Raw genomic sequence first — 16,614 nt, 5'->3', positions numbered from 1 at the left:
CACGATGAGGTCGGTTTGACGTTGCCAGATTGCGTCGATTCCAAGCGTCGAGGGCATGACGCTGGTTCTTGGCGCGATGCCTGGCGCAAGCGGCCTTTTAGCTGGCGGTCGAGTTCGGCCTCCGGCTGCGCGCCGACGCGCCGCTGCGGACTTGAAGCTCCTCGTTGCGGTAGCGCGCAGGGGTCATTCCGACGATCCGGCGAAAATATTCATTGAGATGGCTTTGGCTGCTGAAGCCGACCGTCAGGGCGATTTCGATCAGCGAAGATCCGGCCTCGGCGAGCAGCTTTTTCGCCTGCTCCACGCGCTGCTCGATCTGGTATTGATGCGGCGGCCGGCCTGTGGCCTCCTTGAAGGCGCCGCAAAAATAGCGCGGCGTCAGATCGACCAGCGCCGAAAGCTCCGACAGCGTAATATTGCGGTGAAGATTGGCTTCGATGTAACCGGTCACCAGCCGCAGCTTGGCGTCGGAAAGCGAGCGGGTCGGTTCTGGCGTCAGATCGGCGTCATGAAGAAAATAGGCGAGCTGCGCGACGAAAACCGTCGCTGCGCTTTCAAAGAACATCGGCCCCCGCGGAAAGCCGTTCTGGCATTCTTTTCGGAGCTCCGAGGCGACCATCCAGCACATCCGATCCTTCGTCCAGGAATGGTCGAAGACAGCCGCTTTTTCGACCAGGGACTTAATGCGGCGATCTGAATTGACGAATTCCGGCTCAAGAAAAAGCCACAGGCCTTCGCCCTTGCCGCGGCAACGCACGGCGATCTCGCAGCCTGGAGGGGCGATGAACATGTCGCGCGATTCAATCGCTGAGGCGTAGGTTTTCGCCAGGGTCTGTTTGCCGTCGAGACGCCAATTCACCTCGCTGCCGGCGTCCTGAAAGCAGATCGCAATTGCGACATCGTCGCGCTTCATATTGCGCTCACATCGCGCGTCCACGTCCTGAGTTCGTCTGAGAACCGAGCCTGCCCCCCATGAAAGGTGAGCTTCCTGAGAGGACGTCCGAAGGAACTCCTCTCCACCCATCGCGCCTGCCAAAGCTCCGCCAACCATGTCTTCCCCCCTCTACTTTTTTTGCAGTTTGACAGGGACGATAGACAAATGATTTTATTTATCAACCATGCGCTGCACAATAACGAGCAGGAGAATAGATTTTTTCGACGATAAGCTGCAGCATCGCATTTTGAGAATGTGACTCACCAGAAGTATAAATGAAATATAGAACAGTCTGTATCTGTAAATTAGACTGGCTATGAGCGTGGTACTCTTTCGTATTCAGGCGGATAGGTCCGGGCCGCGACGCTCCATTGCGGAGCGTGCGCGCCGTCCCCCGCTAGAGCCTCAGACTTTCTTTAGCTCCTCCAGCCACACCGATCCGTTCTGGCTGGTGAAGCTTGGCGGCTGCGAGCCGCCGCTTTGCTGAACGCCCGAGATCTGGTGGTCGCCGCTGTCATAGGACGTCAGCTTGCCGTCCTGTTCTATCAAGAGCCGATGCTTTTGCGGAAAGAACGCGTAGCGCATGTTGTTCTGCGCGCCGCTCGATGATGGCTGACCGAGTTCGTCGGGCCACCATTTTTCGCCCCACGACATGGGTTTCATGGGCTCCATCGGCTTCATTGGTTGCATTGGTTCCATCGATTTTACCCTCCAGATTTCTATTTCGCGGGCCAGCAACGTATAAGTCCGCGCAAGGTTGCGCGCCGGCGCCGGGCTTGGAACAGGAACGGCCTTGTGACGCGAAGAGGGAGATAGAAATGAGGCGGTCTCAAAGATCCAGGTCAAGCCTTGCGTTCAGGGTGACGCTGGCGGCGGCCCTGGCGGCGGTTAGCCTCGCAGCAACGGCGGCGAATGCGTCCGAGACGAACGCGCGGAAGCGCGCCGCGCACAAAAACCATTCTGGGGTCGCCTACGCGAAACAGAGCCGGTCGACGGGGTATGTGGATCTTTCCGAAGATGGCGCGAGCGGCGCAGGCTTCTATCCCCTGCCGCGGCAATATCGGACCGGGGCGCTCCATGAGCGGCAAAACCGTCCGATCGAATATGCCGGCGAGCGGAACCCGATTGGCTTTGCGATCCAGAGCGAGGCGATTGGCTATGATTATGATTCGGGCGTCCCGTTCGGCGGCGGCTATGCTTTCAGCAATTCCCACAGCGTGCTTGACCCCATCGACGGCGTCGGGACGCCATTCTTCGGCGGCTATTACAACAATTAGGGGGCAGAAGACTCGTCGGCTGAGGGCGCCGACCGAAACGCGCGCAGTTGGCTCTTGTAGTCATGCGCCTGACGATTAACGATCGTTCGCTGGGCGAAAGCTTTGCGTGACCAGGCGAAAAGGCGGCGAGCGGGGCTTGGCCAGATCGGTATTGTGCGGGCGGCGGCGCTTGCTCTAGACGGCGAAGCTATATTCCCGCGCGGCAATGAACCGGTCGATCTGGATTGGGCGCAGGGTCTTTGAAAGCTCGTTCGCCAACCTGTGGACGTGCGCCTGGCGGGCGTCGAGCCAACCCTCCGTCCAACCTTCGCAAGCCTCCGCCTGATCCCTGGGATTATGGGGATTCATGCTCAGCGCGCGGCCTTCGACGTAAGCTTTCACTCCGTGCTGGTAGAAGCGGGCATATGACATGGCCTACCCTCCAAACCCATTTTCCGCCTTTGTTTATTAAAACAAAGTATAGATCAGACGTTCCGCGCCGATATGTGATGGCGCACTCGCTGTAATCTGAGAAAAGACTTAAGCCAGACCGTAGAATTATGCGGTCTTTAGCGCAGCAACAATTGGAGGCAGAAAGATGACGCCGCTGCGCCCAGAGCATGATCCGAAGAAGATGCAGACTTTTTCGACAAAGATGATGCGCTCAAGCAACAGATTAGGAGCGGAGGGATAGAACGCATGCGGCTATGCGCCGGGCGCGCCGCGGGCGAGCGCGCTGCGCCGGCGGGCGAAGTTTGAAGGCTTCCCTCGAGCAGGCAGCGCTCGCGTGACGGCAGCGTGAAAGAGGCGATCTGGCGGTCAAGCTCAAGCAAATTTCTTGTCGGCTCCCGTCGAATCTGCGAGAAAGACCGGCCTCGGTCGCAGCCCGGCGCCGGCGATCCGGCCGATTTCCTTCCATTGGCGCCCTTGCGATGACTGATCTGGCGTCTGCAAAACCTTCGAACGCGATGCGTCGCGTGCTGGCGATCTCGCTGGCGCTTGTTGCGATATTCGCCGCTTATATGGCGTTTTTCGCCGGTCTTTGTCTCCAGCCGGAAACAAGCGAAACCGCCGTCGCCGAAAGCCTTGCGACCAAAACTGCCCCGCTGAACATCTTCCTCGAGGCGACGCAGGTCGATCCGGTCAGGCAAGCGATTTCGATCAGCCTCGATTTCTCCACCGAAGCCGGGCCGCGGGGCGCCCATTATCCGGCCCTGCCTGATCGCGACATCACGGTGCATGCAAGCGATGGAGACTATGTGCTCGACATCGTGCTTGGAGCTGGCAGCGCCGCGCCGACAACGATCGCGCAGATCGGCGTCAACGGCTCGATCAGCGCTTATCCCTTCGACGAATATAGGGGCGAGGTCACGATCGCCGCGTGGGAAGGCAAGAAACCGGAGGGCGAAAGAATTCCCATCCGCCTCACGCTCTGGGAGCGTCTGGCGGGCTGGGAGATCGACATTTTGGCGCGCGCGCCAGCGCCCGGCGAAGTGGGGCTCGGGCTTGAAATCCGGGCGAAACGTCCCCTCGCCCAGATTTACTTCGCCTCGCTCGTCTATGCGGTCATGGCGGTCATCGCGCTCTGCGGCCTGACCATCGGCGTGCTCGCCATCGCCGGTCTGAGGCGGCTTGAGGCGGCGCTCACTGGCGCTCTTGCGGCCATGTTGTTCGCCGTTCCCGCGCTGCGCAACGTCATGCCCGGCGCGCCGCCGCTGGGCGTCAAGGCGGACGCTTTTGTGTTTCTTTCGGCGCAGATGGCGCTGATGATCGGGCTTGCATTTTTCATCATCGCCTGGGCCCGGCGCGGGCCGGCGCCTTGATCGCGTGACGATCGCGCCGGCCGCGTTATGCGATTTCAGCCAAGCGGCTGGTTCAGCGCCCAGACGATGCCGAAGGGGTCGCGCAACTGGCCGTAGCGCGCTCCCCAGAACATCTCCGCCACAGGCATCACGACTTCGGCGCCTGCGTCGGTCGCGCGTTTCCACCAGGCGTCGATATCGTCGACCTGCACCATGAGATTGAACCCCTGAGCGCTGGCTTGAGAGCATCCGTGCTCAGGAAAGAAATCGCTCAGCATGATCGAGCCGCCGTTGATGTAAAGATGCGCGTGCATGGTGCGCCCCTGCGCGTCCGGCGGAATGATTGCGGCGGTTTCGGTGCCGAAGGCGCGCGCATAGAACTCCACCGCCTTGAGCGCCCCTTCGACCATAAGGTAGGGGACGACGCCGCTCTTGACCTCAGCGGCGGGACAGGTTTGCGCCTCGGCGCCTTCGGGGGCGGTTTGAACTTCCGTGCCAGTGGTCATAGTCAGGTTCCTTTCGTCGTAAAGATGGAAGTGGAAAGAAGGGGTGTTGGCTCCCGTTCAAGGACGGCGCGGCGAGCCGCCGCCCGACAGGCCGTCGCATAATTTCCTTATGGCGAAGCCTCAGTCGCCTGCGTCAGGCGATCGAGATGCATGCGGATATGGGCGGCTTCCGCGGGCGAGTTGGCGAGCGCGATCGCCTGGGTAAACGCCGCGCGCGCTTCCTCCCTGCGGCCGAGCTCAGAAAGAAACGCGCCCTTTGCTCCGAAGAAGTAGAAATATCCGGAAAGCTGCGCCGCCAGCGGCGCGATCATCTCCAGCGCCGCGGCTGGTCCACGCGTCTTGCTGACGGCGACTGCCCGGTTGAGCGTGACGACCGGGGAGGGCTGCAGCCGTTCAAGCGCAGCATAAAGCGCGTCGATCTGCCTCCAATCGGTCTCTTCCGGCCGATTGGCGCGGGCGTGCGTCGCGGCGATCGCGGCCTGTATCTGGTAGGCCCCCGGCTGGCGATGGCGCAGCGCCTTGTCGATCAGCGCCAGCCCTTCGGCGATCAGCTTGCCGTCCCAGAGGCTCCGATCCTGATCGTCGAGAAGGATGATTGCGCCGGCCTCGTCGAAGCGCGCTGCGGCGCGGGCGTGCTGGAGCAGCATCAGGGCCGTCAGGCCCATGATTTCGGGCTCGGTCTGGAACAGACGCAACAGCAGCCGCGCCAGCCTGATCGCCTCTTCGCACAGGCACCCGCGAACGGAGGATTCGCCGGACGAATAGCCTTCGTTGAAGACGAGGTAGATCATCGCGGCGACGGCGCCGAGCCGCTCGGCGCGCTCCACCGGGCCGGGCGCCTCGAATGGGATCTCGGAGCGCGCAATCTTCGCCTTGGCGCGGGTGATGCGCTGCTCCATCGCGCCTTCGCTGGTAAGAAAGGCGCGCGCGATCTGGCGCACGCTGAGCCCCGAAACGATCCGCAGCGCCAGCGCGATTTGCTGGCCGGGCGGTAGACTGTCCGCGCAGCAGACGAACAGAAGACGCAGCACGTCGTCGCGGTAATGGGCGCCGTCGAGCCGCTCGGCGAGTTCGGCTTCGGCGTCGCCGAGATCCGAGATCGCCTCGTCGGGCGGGAGCGGGGCGAGCTTCGCCCGCTTGCGAACGCCGTCGAGCGCGGCGTTGCGGCCGACGAGGATCAGCCAGGCCGTGGGGTCGCGCGGCGGCCCGTTCTGGGGCCAATTGCGGAGCGCGCGCAGGCAGGCGTCCTGAAAGGCTTCCTCCGCCGTGTCGAGATCGCGAAAGTAGCGCATCAGCGCGGCGATCGCCTGTGGCCGGGCGGCGGTGAGCGCGGCATTGATCCAGGTAAGCTCGTTCATGGCCGCCAGCTCACGCCTTTACTCCGCTCCGCTGGTCGGGAATGAACAGGGCGACCGGACGAATCTCGTAAGAGCCGCCTGGATTCGCCGCACCAAGTTCGCGCGCGACTTCGAGAGCCTCGTCGAGGCTGGCGACGTCGATCACGTAAAACCCGAGCAGCTGCTCCTTGGTTTCCGCAAAAGGGCCGTCGATCACCAGCGGCGGCTCCCGCGTCTTGCGCAAGGTTGTCGCGGCGGTGGTCGGCAGAAGGCGCAAGGACGGGCCGAGCTTGCCGGCCTTTGTCAAACGCTCCTGAACGACGCCGATGCGGGCCATGACTGCGTCGTCCTCCTCCTTGCTCCAGGAGCAGACGACATCTTCTTCATTGTAGCAAAGAATAGCGTAGAGCATGGCCGTTCCGCTCCTTACGCGCCTGTCTGCGCCGTTGCCAGCAACCGATCGAGGCGATCATAGCTTTGCGCGATCGCTCGCGTCATGCCCGAATTGAGAGCGCCGTCGCATCGGCGCAATCTCATCGTGGCTTGCAAAAAGCGGCGGCCGTCTGGGCCGTCAAGCGATCGGCTTCCGCTTCGAATGTTGTGGAAGCGGTCATTTCGATCTCCGTTGACAGGTCTGCCACAAGGACGGGCGCGCGCCGTCCGGTCCGACGAGACTCATGAATATTTTTGACGGCCAAGCGGCGGCGAGCTTGCCGCAAGCAACCACCGACTGCGGGATTGTCATGCCCCTGCAAGCCTATGTTTCGATTGTCAATCGATTCCGGCGGAGCCAAACTCGCGATCCCTCCCGGGAGCATTCGCATGGGCCGGCTTGTCTCGTTTTTGCTTTCGTTCTTCGGCGTCTTCGCCGGCTTTATCGCCTTTGCCTGGTGGTTCAACACTTTGCTTATTGGGTTGGCGCTGCGCGGGGCCGAATGGCGGCCGCCCTTGCGAAAAGGTCCGCTTTGGGCCTCGGGGCTGTTGCTGACGACAATCTGGCTTGTCTTCACGGCCATTTCAGCAGGCGCCGCCTTCATTCTGTTTCGGGCGCTGAGCGGGGACATCAGACTCTGGCTCGCACAATCGACGTCGGAATCTTATGTCTCCGTTGCCTATCTGATTGTCGCATGGGCGTTCGGGCTGATGTTGGCGGTCGGCGCGGCGGCCGGCCTCAGCAAGGCTCTCGGCGCATGGGGCGCGGCGAAGCGGCGCCATCACCTCTTCAATCGCAACGCGCCGGAGCTGCAAGATGTCGCGCTCCCCACCGCGCCGGGCAATGGCCGGCGCATCGTTATCCTCTGTGACGGCACATCCAACCGGCCGGACGACAAGGAAGAAGGCGAAAGCGCGGCGACCAATATCTGGAAGTTGAGCGAGGCGCTGAAAAGCGACGACACCCAGACCGTATGGTATCAGCCTGGCGTCGGGACAGACACATCCTCCACCGCCAAGGCGGCCCGCCGCACGCAAAATCTGCTGTCGATCACCGGCGCCGCGGCCGTGACCAAAATCACCGCGATGGGCGGCGCTGTGATCAAGCTGGTCGAAAGCGCCGCCGGCGTCGGCATCAGCGAAGCCATCCTCAACGGCTATAGCGAAATCGTGCGTCAATACCAGCCCGGGGACCGCATCTATCTCATCGGATTTTCGCGCGGCGCCTTCGCCGCCCGCTGCATCGCCGGCGTGATCTCGCGCTGCGGGCTGTTGCGCGCTGATTATTTGTACTATGCGCCCGACGTCGTGCAGATCTATCGCAGCCGGGCGCATCCCCTGGACAAGATCTATTTGCGCGAGGATATGGCATATCCTGCCGCGGAAAACGCCAAACCGGGCGCCACGGCGGGCGCCGTGAAAGTCGAATTCCTGGGCGTCTTCGACACCGTGGCCTCGCTTGGATTTCCGCTCTGGGGCTATTGGTTCCGCGTACTTCCGATCTGGAACAACAGCAATTTTTCGGCCAGTCCGGCGAAGGCCTGCAAGGCAGTCTATCATGCCCTGTCGATGGATGAACGACGCTCACAATTCTTCCCGATGCTGTTCGAGAAACCCTCCACGCCTTCCGATGATGATCCTGCGCTCACGCAAATGTGGTTTCGCGGCGCGCATGGAGATATCGGCGGCGGGTACGGCCGCCACGAGGTCTCCGACGTCGCGCTCGAATGGATGATGGACGCCATGAGCCGCCACGGCCTGTCCTTCCGCGAAGAAGCCGCGGCCGGCGTCAAGCCCGATCCGCTGGGGCGGCTGCATGACGAACTCATGCGCGAGCCAACCTGGCGGATGTTTGGAACCTGGCCGCGGTGGCATCCTGTCCCGAGCGAGACGGCCGGCGAGCTTCACGACAGCGTGCTGCGTCGCGCCGAGACGCTGTACAGCGAGACCGGACGCCCGGACCTGCTGCGGCTCGGGATCGGCGAATCGATCGAATTCATCGTCAACACGCAAGCCGACTGGCGCCGGACCGGCGTCGTGATCGAGCAGGGCGCGGCCTATCGCATCGACTATCTCGCCGGCTATTCCCGCGATGGCGCCTGTCCGCTCTGCGGTCCTGACGGCCAGAAGCCGGGATCTTTCGATCTGCGGCGCTGGTTCGGCTGGGGATTGCGGGTGAAGGATGCGCAATGGATGGCGCTCGGCGCCACAATCGCGCATCCGCGCGACTGGCCGCCCCAGGAGAGGCCCTTTCATGAGGCTCTCAAATATCTGTTCTACAGCGCGCCAAAGGAGCTTCTCGATCAGATCGCCATGCTGGGTCGCGATCTCCACAGACCTGGCGACGGCGTCTGCCTCGTTAATGAAGCGCCGGGCGGCCTCCTGCATATGTTCGCCAACGACTGGTGGCAGACGGCGTCGAACAACAGCGGCGGTCCGCGGCTGCGGATCACGCGCCTGGCACATCCTGATGAGGGCGCGCCGATCTGGACCTTGTCGGCGTCAGGCTCCGCCTGGACGCGCCGATTCGCCGGCAGGAACGGCTATGCCGCCTGATTCGGAGAAACCGCCGCGCGCCGTCGCCATTCGCTTGAATGTTGCAGCCTGGAGGCGCCGCTCGGCAACCGGAAGTCGTTGCATCGGGGATACAACAGCCGCTGCTCAGGTCAATTTTGCCGGAGAACGCGAAAGAAATGCTATCTCATTCACAAGGTGGGTGGATTTCTGCTTAAACTTGTGACAGGAACTGTTGAGCACACTACTCAGTTTGCTTTGGCGCAGTTGCAATGGCTGACGCTTGACAGGTAGTTTGGGCAGAACCGATGGTTGGCGCTGTCTCCCGTTGGGTGCGGTCAGCCAAACAATTAACGAAGGCGTCATGGACACATCACTGGAACGTATACGCAGCAAAATCGTTGAACTCGAGCAAAAGATTGCTGATCTGCGCATTGCCGAGCGTGAGCTGCACGCTCTCGAAGGCGCGCCTGCAGCAAAGCCGCGCGGCCGCGCCGCAGCCGCTCCTGTTGCCGCTGCTCCCGCCTCCGCGCCGCCGGCGTCCCCAGCGAAGACGCCGGTAGCCAAAACGCGCGTCGCCAAGGCGAGCGTCGGCAAACGGGGCCCGCGCAAGGCGTCTGCCGAAGGCGCGCCGCGTCAAACGATTGGAGCGGCGATTTCGGAAGTGCTCGACAAGCACGGCGCCCTTCCCGCCGCTGAGATATCCGAGCAGATCAAGGCGACTGGCCGCGATATCAACAATCGCATGGTGTCCTTCGCTCTGCAGGCGATGAAAAAGCGCGGTCTCGTCAAGAATTCCGATGGGAAGTGGTCTACGGCAAAGCCGCGTTCCAAATAGTCTTGCGATCGCGTCATCTTGCGGCGCGAAGCCACCCCGTCCGCCGGTTGTGACCAGGGTTACAACGGGCGGCCGGAGCTTTCGGCCAGGCGCCTGCCCCAATCCTCATGGCGCAAGCTGCTGGCAATTCGCACCCTGCGGCCACGCTGACCCTCAACTGACCGGGCTGCCGCAAAGCCGCGCGCGATTTAAGCGGTTCAGCGTCTCCCTGCGGGCGAAAACATAGTAGCGGCTGAAGATTCCCCGAAAGTTTTAAGCAAAGCGATGATCGCCGGCGCGCTCGTCGTGCGGCGTCGTGCGGCCAGAATTAGAGCCCAAACTGGTCGCGGGCGGCGCGACCGGAACCACTGGCGGGAGATCTATAGGCGAGCGCATCAAGGGCGCTGTGAACGCAGCTCCGACACAGGAGCGCAGGGCGAGCACGCAGGCGTTGCTGACGAGATCATCTCTTGTCCTGAGCAACGTCCGCCAAAAGCTGTCTTTGCCGGGTCGTCCGCGTCGCGCAGCGGGTCGAAGTAGGCCCTGTTGCCGGTTATACCGGCTATGACAAGCCTCATATCCGCGTCGATCGCATTGCAGGCGAGTCAGAACATGGCTCTTTTCTCCGGTGTGAGGCGGGCTCGCGGCGGCGCTGGCGTTGATAATTGCAGGTGAAGTCGAATTGTCCTGCTCCAAACGCCGTGCTGTATCGCCGATACTACGGATTGCGAACGGCCCCAACGCCATTTTGCCAAGGTCGGGCAGTTTTCCGGTCGCACTCGAATTCCCAACCGAGCGGGCGCCACGCCGCCGCAATAGGACAAGGGTGCGCCGATTCAAACGGCGAAGGTCGAGGCATGGTATTTGTGGTGCGGTTGCCGCGGCTGCGGATCCCTTTGGGAGAGTTGATGCCTCTTGACTTTATGCGGTTCCTCTTTTCGGGGGATCGTATCCATCATTCTCATGACTTCTTCGCTCGCCTCGGACGATGGAATAGGTGAGCTGGCAGACGGGGACGCCGCAGGCGCCCGCACATCTTGACGAAGCCGACGGGTCGCCTGGTAGCGCACGAGGACGGATTGTCAAAATTCTGTGGGATGATAGGCGAGGTGGAAAGGCCAGCGCGTCTGAGCGTTTGGTATAAGCCAGATGGAGGGCCGTTCATGATCAGGACCACGCTGTCGAACCATTGTGCGCGAATCGTCTGCGCTGCGACGCTCGCGTTGACGGCGTCCGGCGCTTTTGGCGAGGCTGGCGCGCCGGCCGCGACCGGGCGAACCTCCAAGGGACCGACGCTCGTCGATGCGCGGGGCATGAGCCTTTATACCTTCGACAAGGATGCGGGCGGAAAATCGGCCTGCAATGATGGCTGCGCGGCGCTTTGGCCTCCGCTTCCGGCGGCTGCGGGCGCGACGCCCAGCGGCGACTGGACGATCATTTCGCGCGACGACGGGTCGAGGCAATGGGCTTATAAGGGCAAGCCGCTCTACGCATTCACGCAGGACGCCAAGGCTGGCGACGTTGTCGGCGACGGCTATAAATCGGTCTGGCATATCGCCAAGCCGTAGCCCGTGGCGCAAGGCGCCGCGGGTTTTCGACGGGTTCGAGCGGCCGGCAAGCGACGACCGTCTTACGGCGGTCGCAGAATAATCGGCCCGTCCTGTAGCTTGCCGGCGAATCAAGGTCTAAATTCCGCGGCGAGAGCCGTTGCAAAGGAGAGGCGCCCGTGACCAGTGTCGTTATCGCCGGATATGCGCGCTCGCCCTTTACGCCGGCCAAGCGCGGCGAACTGGCGGCGGTGCGGCCGGACGAATTTGCCGCGCAGGTGATCCGCGCGCTGGTCGCAAAATCAGGCGTTCCCGCTGAAGATATCGAGGATCTGCTGCTTGGCTGCGCGTTTCCGGAAGGCGAGCAGGGGCTGAATCTTGCCCGCATGGTCGGCCTCATCGCCGGGCTGCCGAAATCGGTTGGCGCCGCCACCATCAACCGCTTTTGCGGTTCGTCAATGACCGCCGCGCATATTGCGGCCGGCGCGATCGTCATGGGCGCCGGAGACGTCTTCATCGCCGCCGGTGTCGAGAGCATGAGCCGGGTGCCGATGATGGGCTTCAACCCACTGCCGCACCCGCAATTCGCCGACCGCGAGCCCGGCGCCTATATGGGGATGGGCGACACCGCCGAGAACGTCGCCGCCAAATGGGAAATCGGCCGCGCCGCGCAGGACGAATTCGCGCTGCGCTCGCAGCAGCGCGTCGCCGCCGCGCAGGCGTCCGGCAAATTCGCCGACGAGATCGTCGAAATCGAGACGCCAAAAGGCGCCGTGGGGACGGACGGCTGCATTCGTGCGGACACGACCGCCGCAGGCCTCGCAGAGCTGAAGCCCGCCTTTAACGCCAAGGGCGTCGTCACCGCGGGGACGTCCTCGCCGCTGACGGACGGCGCCGCCGCCCTTATCATCGCCTCGGAAGATTATGCGAGACGGCGCGGCCTCGACATTCTGGCGCGCATCAAATCCGTCGCGGTGGCCGGCTGCAACCCCGAGATCATGGGGATCGGGCCGGTGGCGGCGACGCGCAAGGCGCTGCAGCGCGCAGGCCTCACAGCCGCGGATCTTGACGTGATCGAGCTGAACGAGGCTTTCGCCGCGCAGGCGATCGCCTGCATCCGCGAGCTTGCGCTGCCCTTGGACGCCATCAACATCGACGGCGGCGCCATCGCACTCGGCCATCCGCTCGGCGCCACAGGCGCGCGCATTTTGGGCAAGGCCGCCGCGTTGCTGAAGCGCGAAAAAGGCAAATATGCGCTCGCCACGCAGTGCATCGGCGGCGGCCAGGGAATCGCCACCATCCTTGAGGCCGTCTGATGAGCGACATCAGAAAGGTTGGCGTCATCGGCGCGGGCGTGATGGGCGCCAGCATCGCCGCCCATGTCGCCAACGCCGGCGTTCCGGTGCTGCTGCTCGACATCCCGGCGAAGCAGGGGCCGCGCAGCGCCATCGCGCAAGACGCTGTGACGCGCCTTCTCAAAGCCGATCCTGCGCCCTTCATGAGCAGGGCTGCGGCGAAATTCGTCAGCACGGGCAATATCGAAGACGATTTTGGCGGCTTATCGGAGTGCGACTGGATTATCGAGGCCATCGTCGAGCGCCTTGACGTCAAGCAGGATCTTTATCGGCGGCTTGAAGAGCTCAGAAAGCGCGGCTCCGTCGTCTCGTCGAACACCTCGACGATCCAGCTCGCCGATTTGACCAAGGGGCTGCCGGAGCGCTTCGCCGAAGATTTTTTGATCACGCATTTCTTCAATCCGCCGCGCTATATGCGGCTTCTCGAAATCGTCGCCGGCGCGCAGACACGCCCTCAAGCGCTCGCCGCGATCTCGCGCTTCGCCGATATCTCTCTCGGCAAAACCGTCGTCCTCTGCAAGGATCGCCCGGGCTTCATCGCCAATCGCCTCGGCGCCTATTGGCTGCAGACGGCGGTGACGGAGGCGATCGAGGCGGGGCTCGATGTCGAGGATGTCGACGCAATCCTCGGCAAGCCGATGGGCGTGCCGAAGACGGGCGTCTTCGGCCTTATCGATCTCGTCGGCCTCGATCTGATGCCGCATGTCGCGGCGAGCCTTGCCGCCGCGCTGCCGCAGGCCGATCCTTTCCACGCCGCCAACAGGCCGGTTCCGCTGGTCGGCCGGTTGATCGCCGAAGGCTACACCGGCCGCAAGGGCAAGGGCGGTTTCTATCGGCTGAACCGCGAGGGCGGCGAAAAAATCAAGGAGGCGATCGATCTGCGCAGGGGCGTCTACCGTGCAAGCCGTAAGGCCGAGGTCGAAGCGATAAGCGCCGGCGGCGGCAAGCTCAAGCCGTTGCTCGAACATGACAGCGTCCACGGGCGCTACGCCTGGCGCGTGATCGGCGCGACGCTGAGCTACGCCGCCGCTCTTGTCGGCGATGCGGCCGATGACGTCGCCGCGATCGATGAGGCGATGCGGCTCGGCTATAATTGGCGCTTTGGGCCGTTCGAGCTCATCGACCAGCTTGGCGCCGGCTGGTTCGCCGCAAAGCTCGAAAGCAGCGGCCTTCCTGTTCCCGAAATTCTCCGCGTGGCGGGGGGGCGCCCATTCTACCGCGTCGAGCACGGCCGCCGTCAGCGGCTTGGCCGCGACGGCGCCTATCGCGATCTTGCGCGTCCGGATGGCGTTTTGATGCTGGCCGACATAAAACTCAGCCGCGAGCCAGTGATCAAGAATGGCTCGGCGGCGCTGTGGGATATTGGCGACGGCGTCGCCTGCTTCGAATTCACGAGCAAAATGAATTCGCTCGATCCTGACACGCTCGATTTGTTGATGCGTTCGGTTCACGAGGTCGCCAAGAATTTCAAGGCGCTGGTAATCTACAATGAAGGTCAGAATTTCTCGGTTGGCGCCAATCTCGGCCTTGCGCTGTTTGCCGCCAATATCGCGATGTGGTCCGAGCTTGAAAACCTGGTGAGTCAGGGACAGACCGTCTATCGCATGTTGAAATATGCGCCTTTCCCCGTGGTCGGCGCGCCCTCCGGCATGGCGCTCGGCGGCGGCTGTGAAATCCTGCTTCATTGCGACGCCGTGCAGGCCCATGCGGAAACCTATGTCGGGCTCGTCGAGGTCGGCGTTGGGCTCATTCCCGGCTGGGGCGGATGCAAGGAGATGCTGCAACGCTGGGCGAGCCTCGGGCGTCTGCCCAAGGGCCCGATGCCGCCGATCGCCAGAGTGTTCGAAATCGTCGGCACGGCGACCGTCGCCAAATCCGCGGCCGAAGCCAAAGAGCTGTTGTTTCTGCGGCCGGGCGATGGAATCACCATGAACCGCGACCGGCTGCTCGCCGACGCCAAAGCGAAGGCCTTGACGCTGGCGGACAATTACGCTCCGCCGCAGCCGATCGTCCTGAACCTGCCGGGCCCCAGCGCGGCGACCGCGCTCAAAATGGCGGCCGACAGTTTCTTTCGCACGGGCAAGGCGACCGCGCATGATCTGGTCGTCTCGGCTGCGCTGGCGCGCGTGCTGTCTGGCGGCGAGACAGACGTTATGCTGGAGAGCGACGAGGACCGCCTGTTGCGGCTCGAGCGAGACTCCTTCATGCGGCTTGTGCGAGACCCCGCCAGTCTTGCCCGGGTCGAGCACATGCTGGAGACCGGCAAGCCCTTGCGCAATTAAACGCTGTATCGAACGGGAGCGATCCTATCATGATGAGCTACAAGGCTCCGTTGCGCGACATACGCTTCGTGCTGTTCGAGCTGATGGGCGCCGACGAACTGGCGGCCTTGCCGGGCTATGAGGATTTTACGCGCGATCTGATCGACCCCATTCTCGAGGAGGCCGCGAAGATCTGCGAGGAGGTGCTGTTTCCTTTGAACCGCTCCGGCGACGAAGAGGGCTGCACGCTCGAAAACGGCGTCGTGCGGACGCCGAAGGGATTTCGCGAGGCCTATCAGACCTATTGCGAGGGGGGCTGGCCCTCGCTTGCCTGCGATCCGGAATTCGGCGGGCAGGGCGCGCCTCATATGCTCGGCGTCATGATCGAGGAGATGATGTGTTCGGCCAATCTCTCCTTTGGCCTCTATCCCGGCCTGACGCAGGGCGCCTATGTCTGCCTCAGCGGCTATGGATCGGACGAACTGAAGCGAACCTATCTGCCGAAAATGGTTGAAGGCGTATGGTCCGGCACCATGTGCCTCACGGAGCCGCATTGCGGCACGGATCTCGGCTTGCTGCGCACGCGCGCCGAGCCGGAGGCGGACGGAAGCTACCGGCTTTCGGGATCGAAAATGTTCATCTCGGCGGGCGAGCATGATCTGACCGACAACATCATCCATCTCGTGCTCGCGCGGCTGCCGGACGCGCCGAAAGGCGTCAAGGGCATCAGCCTGTTCCTCTGCCCGAAATATCTCGTGCATGAGGACGGATCGCTCGGGGCCCGCAACGGCGTTTCCTGCGGCTCCATCGAGCATAAGATGGGCATCAAGGCGTCTGCCACCTGCGTCATGAATTTCGACGGGGCGACAGCCTTTCTCATCGGCGAGCCGCATAAGGGGCTGCGCGCCATGTTCGCCATGATGAACGCCGAGCGTCTCGCCGTCGGCGTGCAGGGGTTGGGCGTCGCCGAGGCCTCCTATCAGGGCGCCGCGGCCTATGCGCGCGAGCGGCTGCAAGGCCGTTCGCTCTCCGGCGCCAAAGATCCGGAAAAGCCGGCCGATCCGATTATCGTTCATCCGGATGTGCGCCGCATGCTGCTGACGCAGCGCGCCTATGCCGAAGGCTGCCGGGCGCTGGCGGTCCTTGCGGCGAAACAGCTCGATCTCAGTCGCCATTCCGATGCCGCCGTGCGCCGGGATGCGGAGGATTTCGTCGCGCTGGTGACGCCGATCGTTAAGGCGCTGTTGACGGATCTTGGGACCGAATGCGCCAATCTCGGCATGCAGATCATGGGCGGCCATGGCTATATCCGCGAGAACGGCATGGAGCAATATGCGCGCGACGCCCGCATCGCGCAGATCTATGAAGGGACCAACGGCGTCCAGGCGCTTGATCTCGTCGGACGCAAGCTTCCGGCTCATGCCGGGCGGCTGTTGCGCTCCTTCTTCCACCCGGTCTCGGCCTATATCGAGGCGAATTCGGGCGACAAACAGCTCGCTGAATTCGTGCAGCCGCTCGGCAAAGCCTTTCAGCGCCTGCAGCAGGCCACAGCCCAGGTCGCGCGCGCGGGCATGCGCGATCCCGACGAGGCAGGCGCCGCGGCGAGCGAATATCTGCGGCTGTTCGGACTGACGGCGCTTGCCTATCTCTGGACGCGGATGGCCGAAGTCAGTTTTTCGGAAGCGCAGAAGAGCGAAGACGAAAAATTCTACGCCGCCAAGATCGCAACCGCGCGCTTCTACATGCAGCGCGTACTGCCGCAGACGAGCGGGCTGTTTTCGTCGATCATGGCCGGCGGCAAGACCATGATGGCCTTCGACGAAGCGGCGTTCTAGCGCTCTCTTCCGGGCGAA

At 63.0% G+C, this 16,614-nt stretch carries 14 protein-coding genes; 8 read left to right on the top strand and 6 right to left on the bottom strand.

What is annotated here, in order from left to right:
- Nucleotides 1-97: 97 nt before the first annotated feature.
- Together MSIL_RS20125 and MSIL_RS08930 are read right to left on the bottom strand one after the other, a co-directional pair.
- Nucleotides 98-913 carry a helix-turn-helix domain-containing protein gene (locus MSIL_RS20125; protein WP_049768131.1) on the bottom strand — a complete coding sequence of 272 codons (816 nt, stop codon included), beginning with the start codon at nt 911-913 and terminating at the stop codon, nt 98-100.
- Nucleotides 914-1,339: 426 nt separating this feature from the next.
- Nucleotides 1,340-1,597 (bottom strand): hypothetical protein, encoded by a 258-nt coding sequence (locus MSIL_RS08930; RefSeq protein WP_244406242.1) that lies wholly within the window; start codon nt 1,595-1,597, stop codon nt 1,340-1,342.
- Nucleotides 1,598-1,935: 338 nt separating this feature from the next.
- Here MSIL_RS08930 and MSIL_RS08925 point away from each other — a divergent pair, with 338 nt between their 5' ends.
- Entirely contained in the window at nt 1,936-2,211 is a 276-nt protein-coding gene (locus MSIL_RS08925) for a hypothetical protein (protein WP_148213061.1), read from the top strand.
- Between the two features lie 174 nt (nt 2,212-2,385).
- On the opposite strand, the gene MSIL_RS08920 is transcribed toward MSIL_RS08925, so the two are convergent.
- Complete coding sequence (locus MSIL_RS08920; protein WP_012590767.1) at nt 2,386-2,622, bottom strand: hypothetical protein; 237 nt, start codon at nt 2,620-2,622, stop codon at nt 2,386-2,388.
- A 500-nt stretch (nt 2,623-3,122) separates the two neighbouring features.
- Between MSIL_RS08920 and MSIL_RS08915 the strand changes: the two genes are divergently transcribed.
- Nucleotides 3,123-4,013, top strand: coding sequence for a DUF4436 family protein (locus tag MSIL_RS08915; RefSeq protein ID WP_083772200.1), 891 nt, complete (start codon nt 3,123-3,125; stop codon nt 4,011-4,013).
- A gap of 35 nt (nt 4,014-4,048) precedes the next feature.
- On the opposite strand, the gene MSIL_RS08910 is transcribed toward MSIL_RS08915, so the two are convergent.
- The 3 genes from MSIL_RS08910 to MSIL_RS08900 all read right to left on the bottom strand — a co-directional run bounded on the left by MSIL_RS08910 (nt 4,049) and on the right by MSIL_RS08900 (nt 6,247).
- Nucleotides 4,049-4,498, bottom strand: coding sequence for a VOC family protein (locus tag MSIL_RS08910; protein ID WP_012590765.1), 450 nt, complete (start codon nt 4,496-4,498; stop codon nt 4,049-4,051).
- A 107-nt stretch (nt 4,499-4,605) separates the two neighbouring features.
- Nucleotides 4,606-5,856 (bottom strand): RNA polymerase sigma factor, encoded by a 1,251-nt coding sequence (locus MSIL_RS08905; RefSeq protein ID WP_012590764.1) that lies wholly within the window; start codon nt 5,854-5,856, stop codon nt 4,606-4,608.
- 10 nt (nt 5,857-5,866) lie between these two features.
- Nucleotides 5,867-6,247 (bottom strand): YciI family protein, encoded by a 381-nt coding sequence (locus MSIL_RS08900; RefSeq protein WP_012590763.1) that lies wholly within the window; start codon nt 6,245-6,247, stop codon nt 5,867-5,869.
- Nucleotides 6,248-6,657: 410 nt separating this feature from the next.
- Here MSIL_RS08900 and MSIL_RS08895 point away from each other — a divergent pair, with 410 nt between their 5' ends.
- The 6 genes from MSIL_RS08895 (at nt 6,658) to MSIL_RS08870 (ending at nt 16,596) form a co-directional block, all read left to right on the top strand.
- Nucleotides 6,658-8,823, top strand: a complete 2,166-nt coding sequence (locus MSIL_RS08895) for a DUF2235 domain-containing protein (protein ID WP_012590762.1) — start codon at nt 6,658-6,660, stop codon at nt 8,821-8,823.
- A gap of 322 nt (nt 8,824-9,145) precedes the next feature.
- Nucleotides 9,146-9,619: a winged-helix domain-containing protein gene (locus MSIL_RS08890; protein ID WP_012590761.1), complete on the top strand. Its 474-nt coding sequence runs from the start codon at nt 9,146-9,148 to the stop codon at nt 9,617-9,619.
- A gap of 1,142 nt (nt 9,620-10,761) precedes the next feature.
- Nucleotides 10,762-11,166, top strand: a complete 405-nt coding sequence (locus tag MSIL_RS08885) for a COG4315 family predicted lipoprotein (RefSeq protein ID WP_012590760.1) — start codon at nt 10,762-10,764, stop codon at nt 11,164-11,166.
- Between the two features lie 158 nt (nt 11,167-11,324).
- Complete coding sequence (locus MSIL_RS08880) at nt 11,325-12,461, top strand: thiolase family protein (protein ID WP_012590759.1); 1,137 nt, start codon at nt 11,325-11,327, stop codon at nt 12,459-12,461.
- Complete coding sequence (locus tag MSIL_RS08875; protein ID WP_012590758.1) at nt 12,461-14,782, top strand: 3-hydroxyacyl-CoA dehydrogenase/enoyl-CoA hydratase family protein; 2,322 nt, start codon at nt 12,461-12,463, stop codon at nt 14,780-14,782. The genes MSIL_RS08880 and MSIL_RS08875 overlap by 1 nt, the downstream gene beginning before the upstream one ends.
- A gap of 29 nt (nt 14,783-14,811) precedes the next feature.
- Nucleotides 14,812-16,596, top strand: coding sequence for an acyl-CoA dehydrogenase C-terminal domain-containing protein (locus tag MSIL_RS08870; RefSeq protein ID WP_012590757.1), 1,785 nt, complete (start codon nt 14,812-14,814; stop codon nt 16,594-16,596).
- The last annotated feature ends 18 nt before the right edge of the window (nt 16,597-16,614 follow it).

The organism is Methylocella silvestris BL2 (genome assembly GCF_000021745.1).
Classification (GTDB): domain Bacteria; phylum Pseudomonadota; class Alphaproteobacteria; order Rhizobiales; family Beijerinckiaceae; genus Methylocapsa; species Methylocapsa silvestris.
This window is presented reverse-complemented; position numbering and strand designations above follow the sequence as displayed.

Excerpts from the sequence above, each read along its gene's own strand:
- MSIL_RS20125 (WP_049768131.1), bottom strand. The coding sequence starts at position 913 with ATGAAGCGCGACGATGTCGCAATTGCGATCTGCTTTCAGGACGCCGGC.
- MSIL_RS08930 (WP_244406242.1), bottom strand. The coding sequence starts at position 1,597 with ATGAAACCCATGTCGTGGGGCGAAAAATGGTGGCCCGACGAACTCGGT.
- MSIL_RS08920 (WP_012590767.1), bottom strand. The coding sequence starts at position 2,622 with ATGTCATATGCCCGCTTCTACCAGCACGGAGTGAAAGCTTACGTCGAA.
- MSIL_RS08915 (WP_083772200.1), top strand. The coding sequence starts at position 3,123 with ATGACTGATCTGGCGTCTGCAAAACCTTCGAACGCGATGCGTCGCGTG.
- MSIL_RS08910 (WP_012590765.1), bottom strand. The coding sequence starts at position 4,498 with ATGACCACTGGCACGGAAGTTCAAACCGCCCCCGAAGGCGCCGAGGCG.
- MSIL_RS08905 (WP_012590764.1), bottom strand. The coding sequence starts at position 5,856 with ATGAACGAGCTTACCTGGATCAATGCCGCGCTCACCGCCGCCCGGCCA.
- MSIL_RS08900 (WP_012590763.1), bottom strand. The coding sequence starts at position 6,247 with ATGCTCTACGCTATTCTTTGCTACAATGAAGAAGATGTCGTCTGCTCC.
- MSIL_RS08895 (WP_012590762.1), top strand. The coding sequence starts at position 6,658 with ATGGGCCGGCTTGTCTCGTTTTTGCTTTCGTTCTTCGGCGTCTTCGCC.
- MSIL_RS08890 (WP_012590761.1), top strand. The coding sequence starts at position 9,146 with ATGGACACATCACTGGAACGTATACGCAGCAAAATCGTTGAACTCGAG.
- MSIL_RS08885 (WP_012590760.1), top strand. The coding sequence starts at position 10,762 with ATGATCAGGACCACGCTGTCGAACCATTGTGCGCGAATCGTCTGCGCT.
- MSIL_RS08875 (WP_012590758.1), top strand. The coding sequence starts at position 12,461 with ATGAGCGACATCAGAAAGGTTGGCGTCATCGGCGCGGGCGTGATGGGC.
- MSIL_RS08870 (WP_012590757.1), top strand. The coding sequence starts at position 14,812 with ATGATGAGCTACAAGGCTCCGTTGCGCGACATACGCTTCGTGCTGTTC.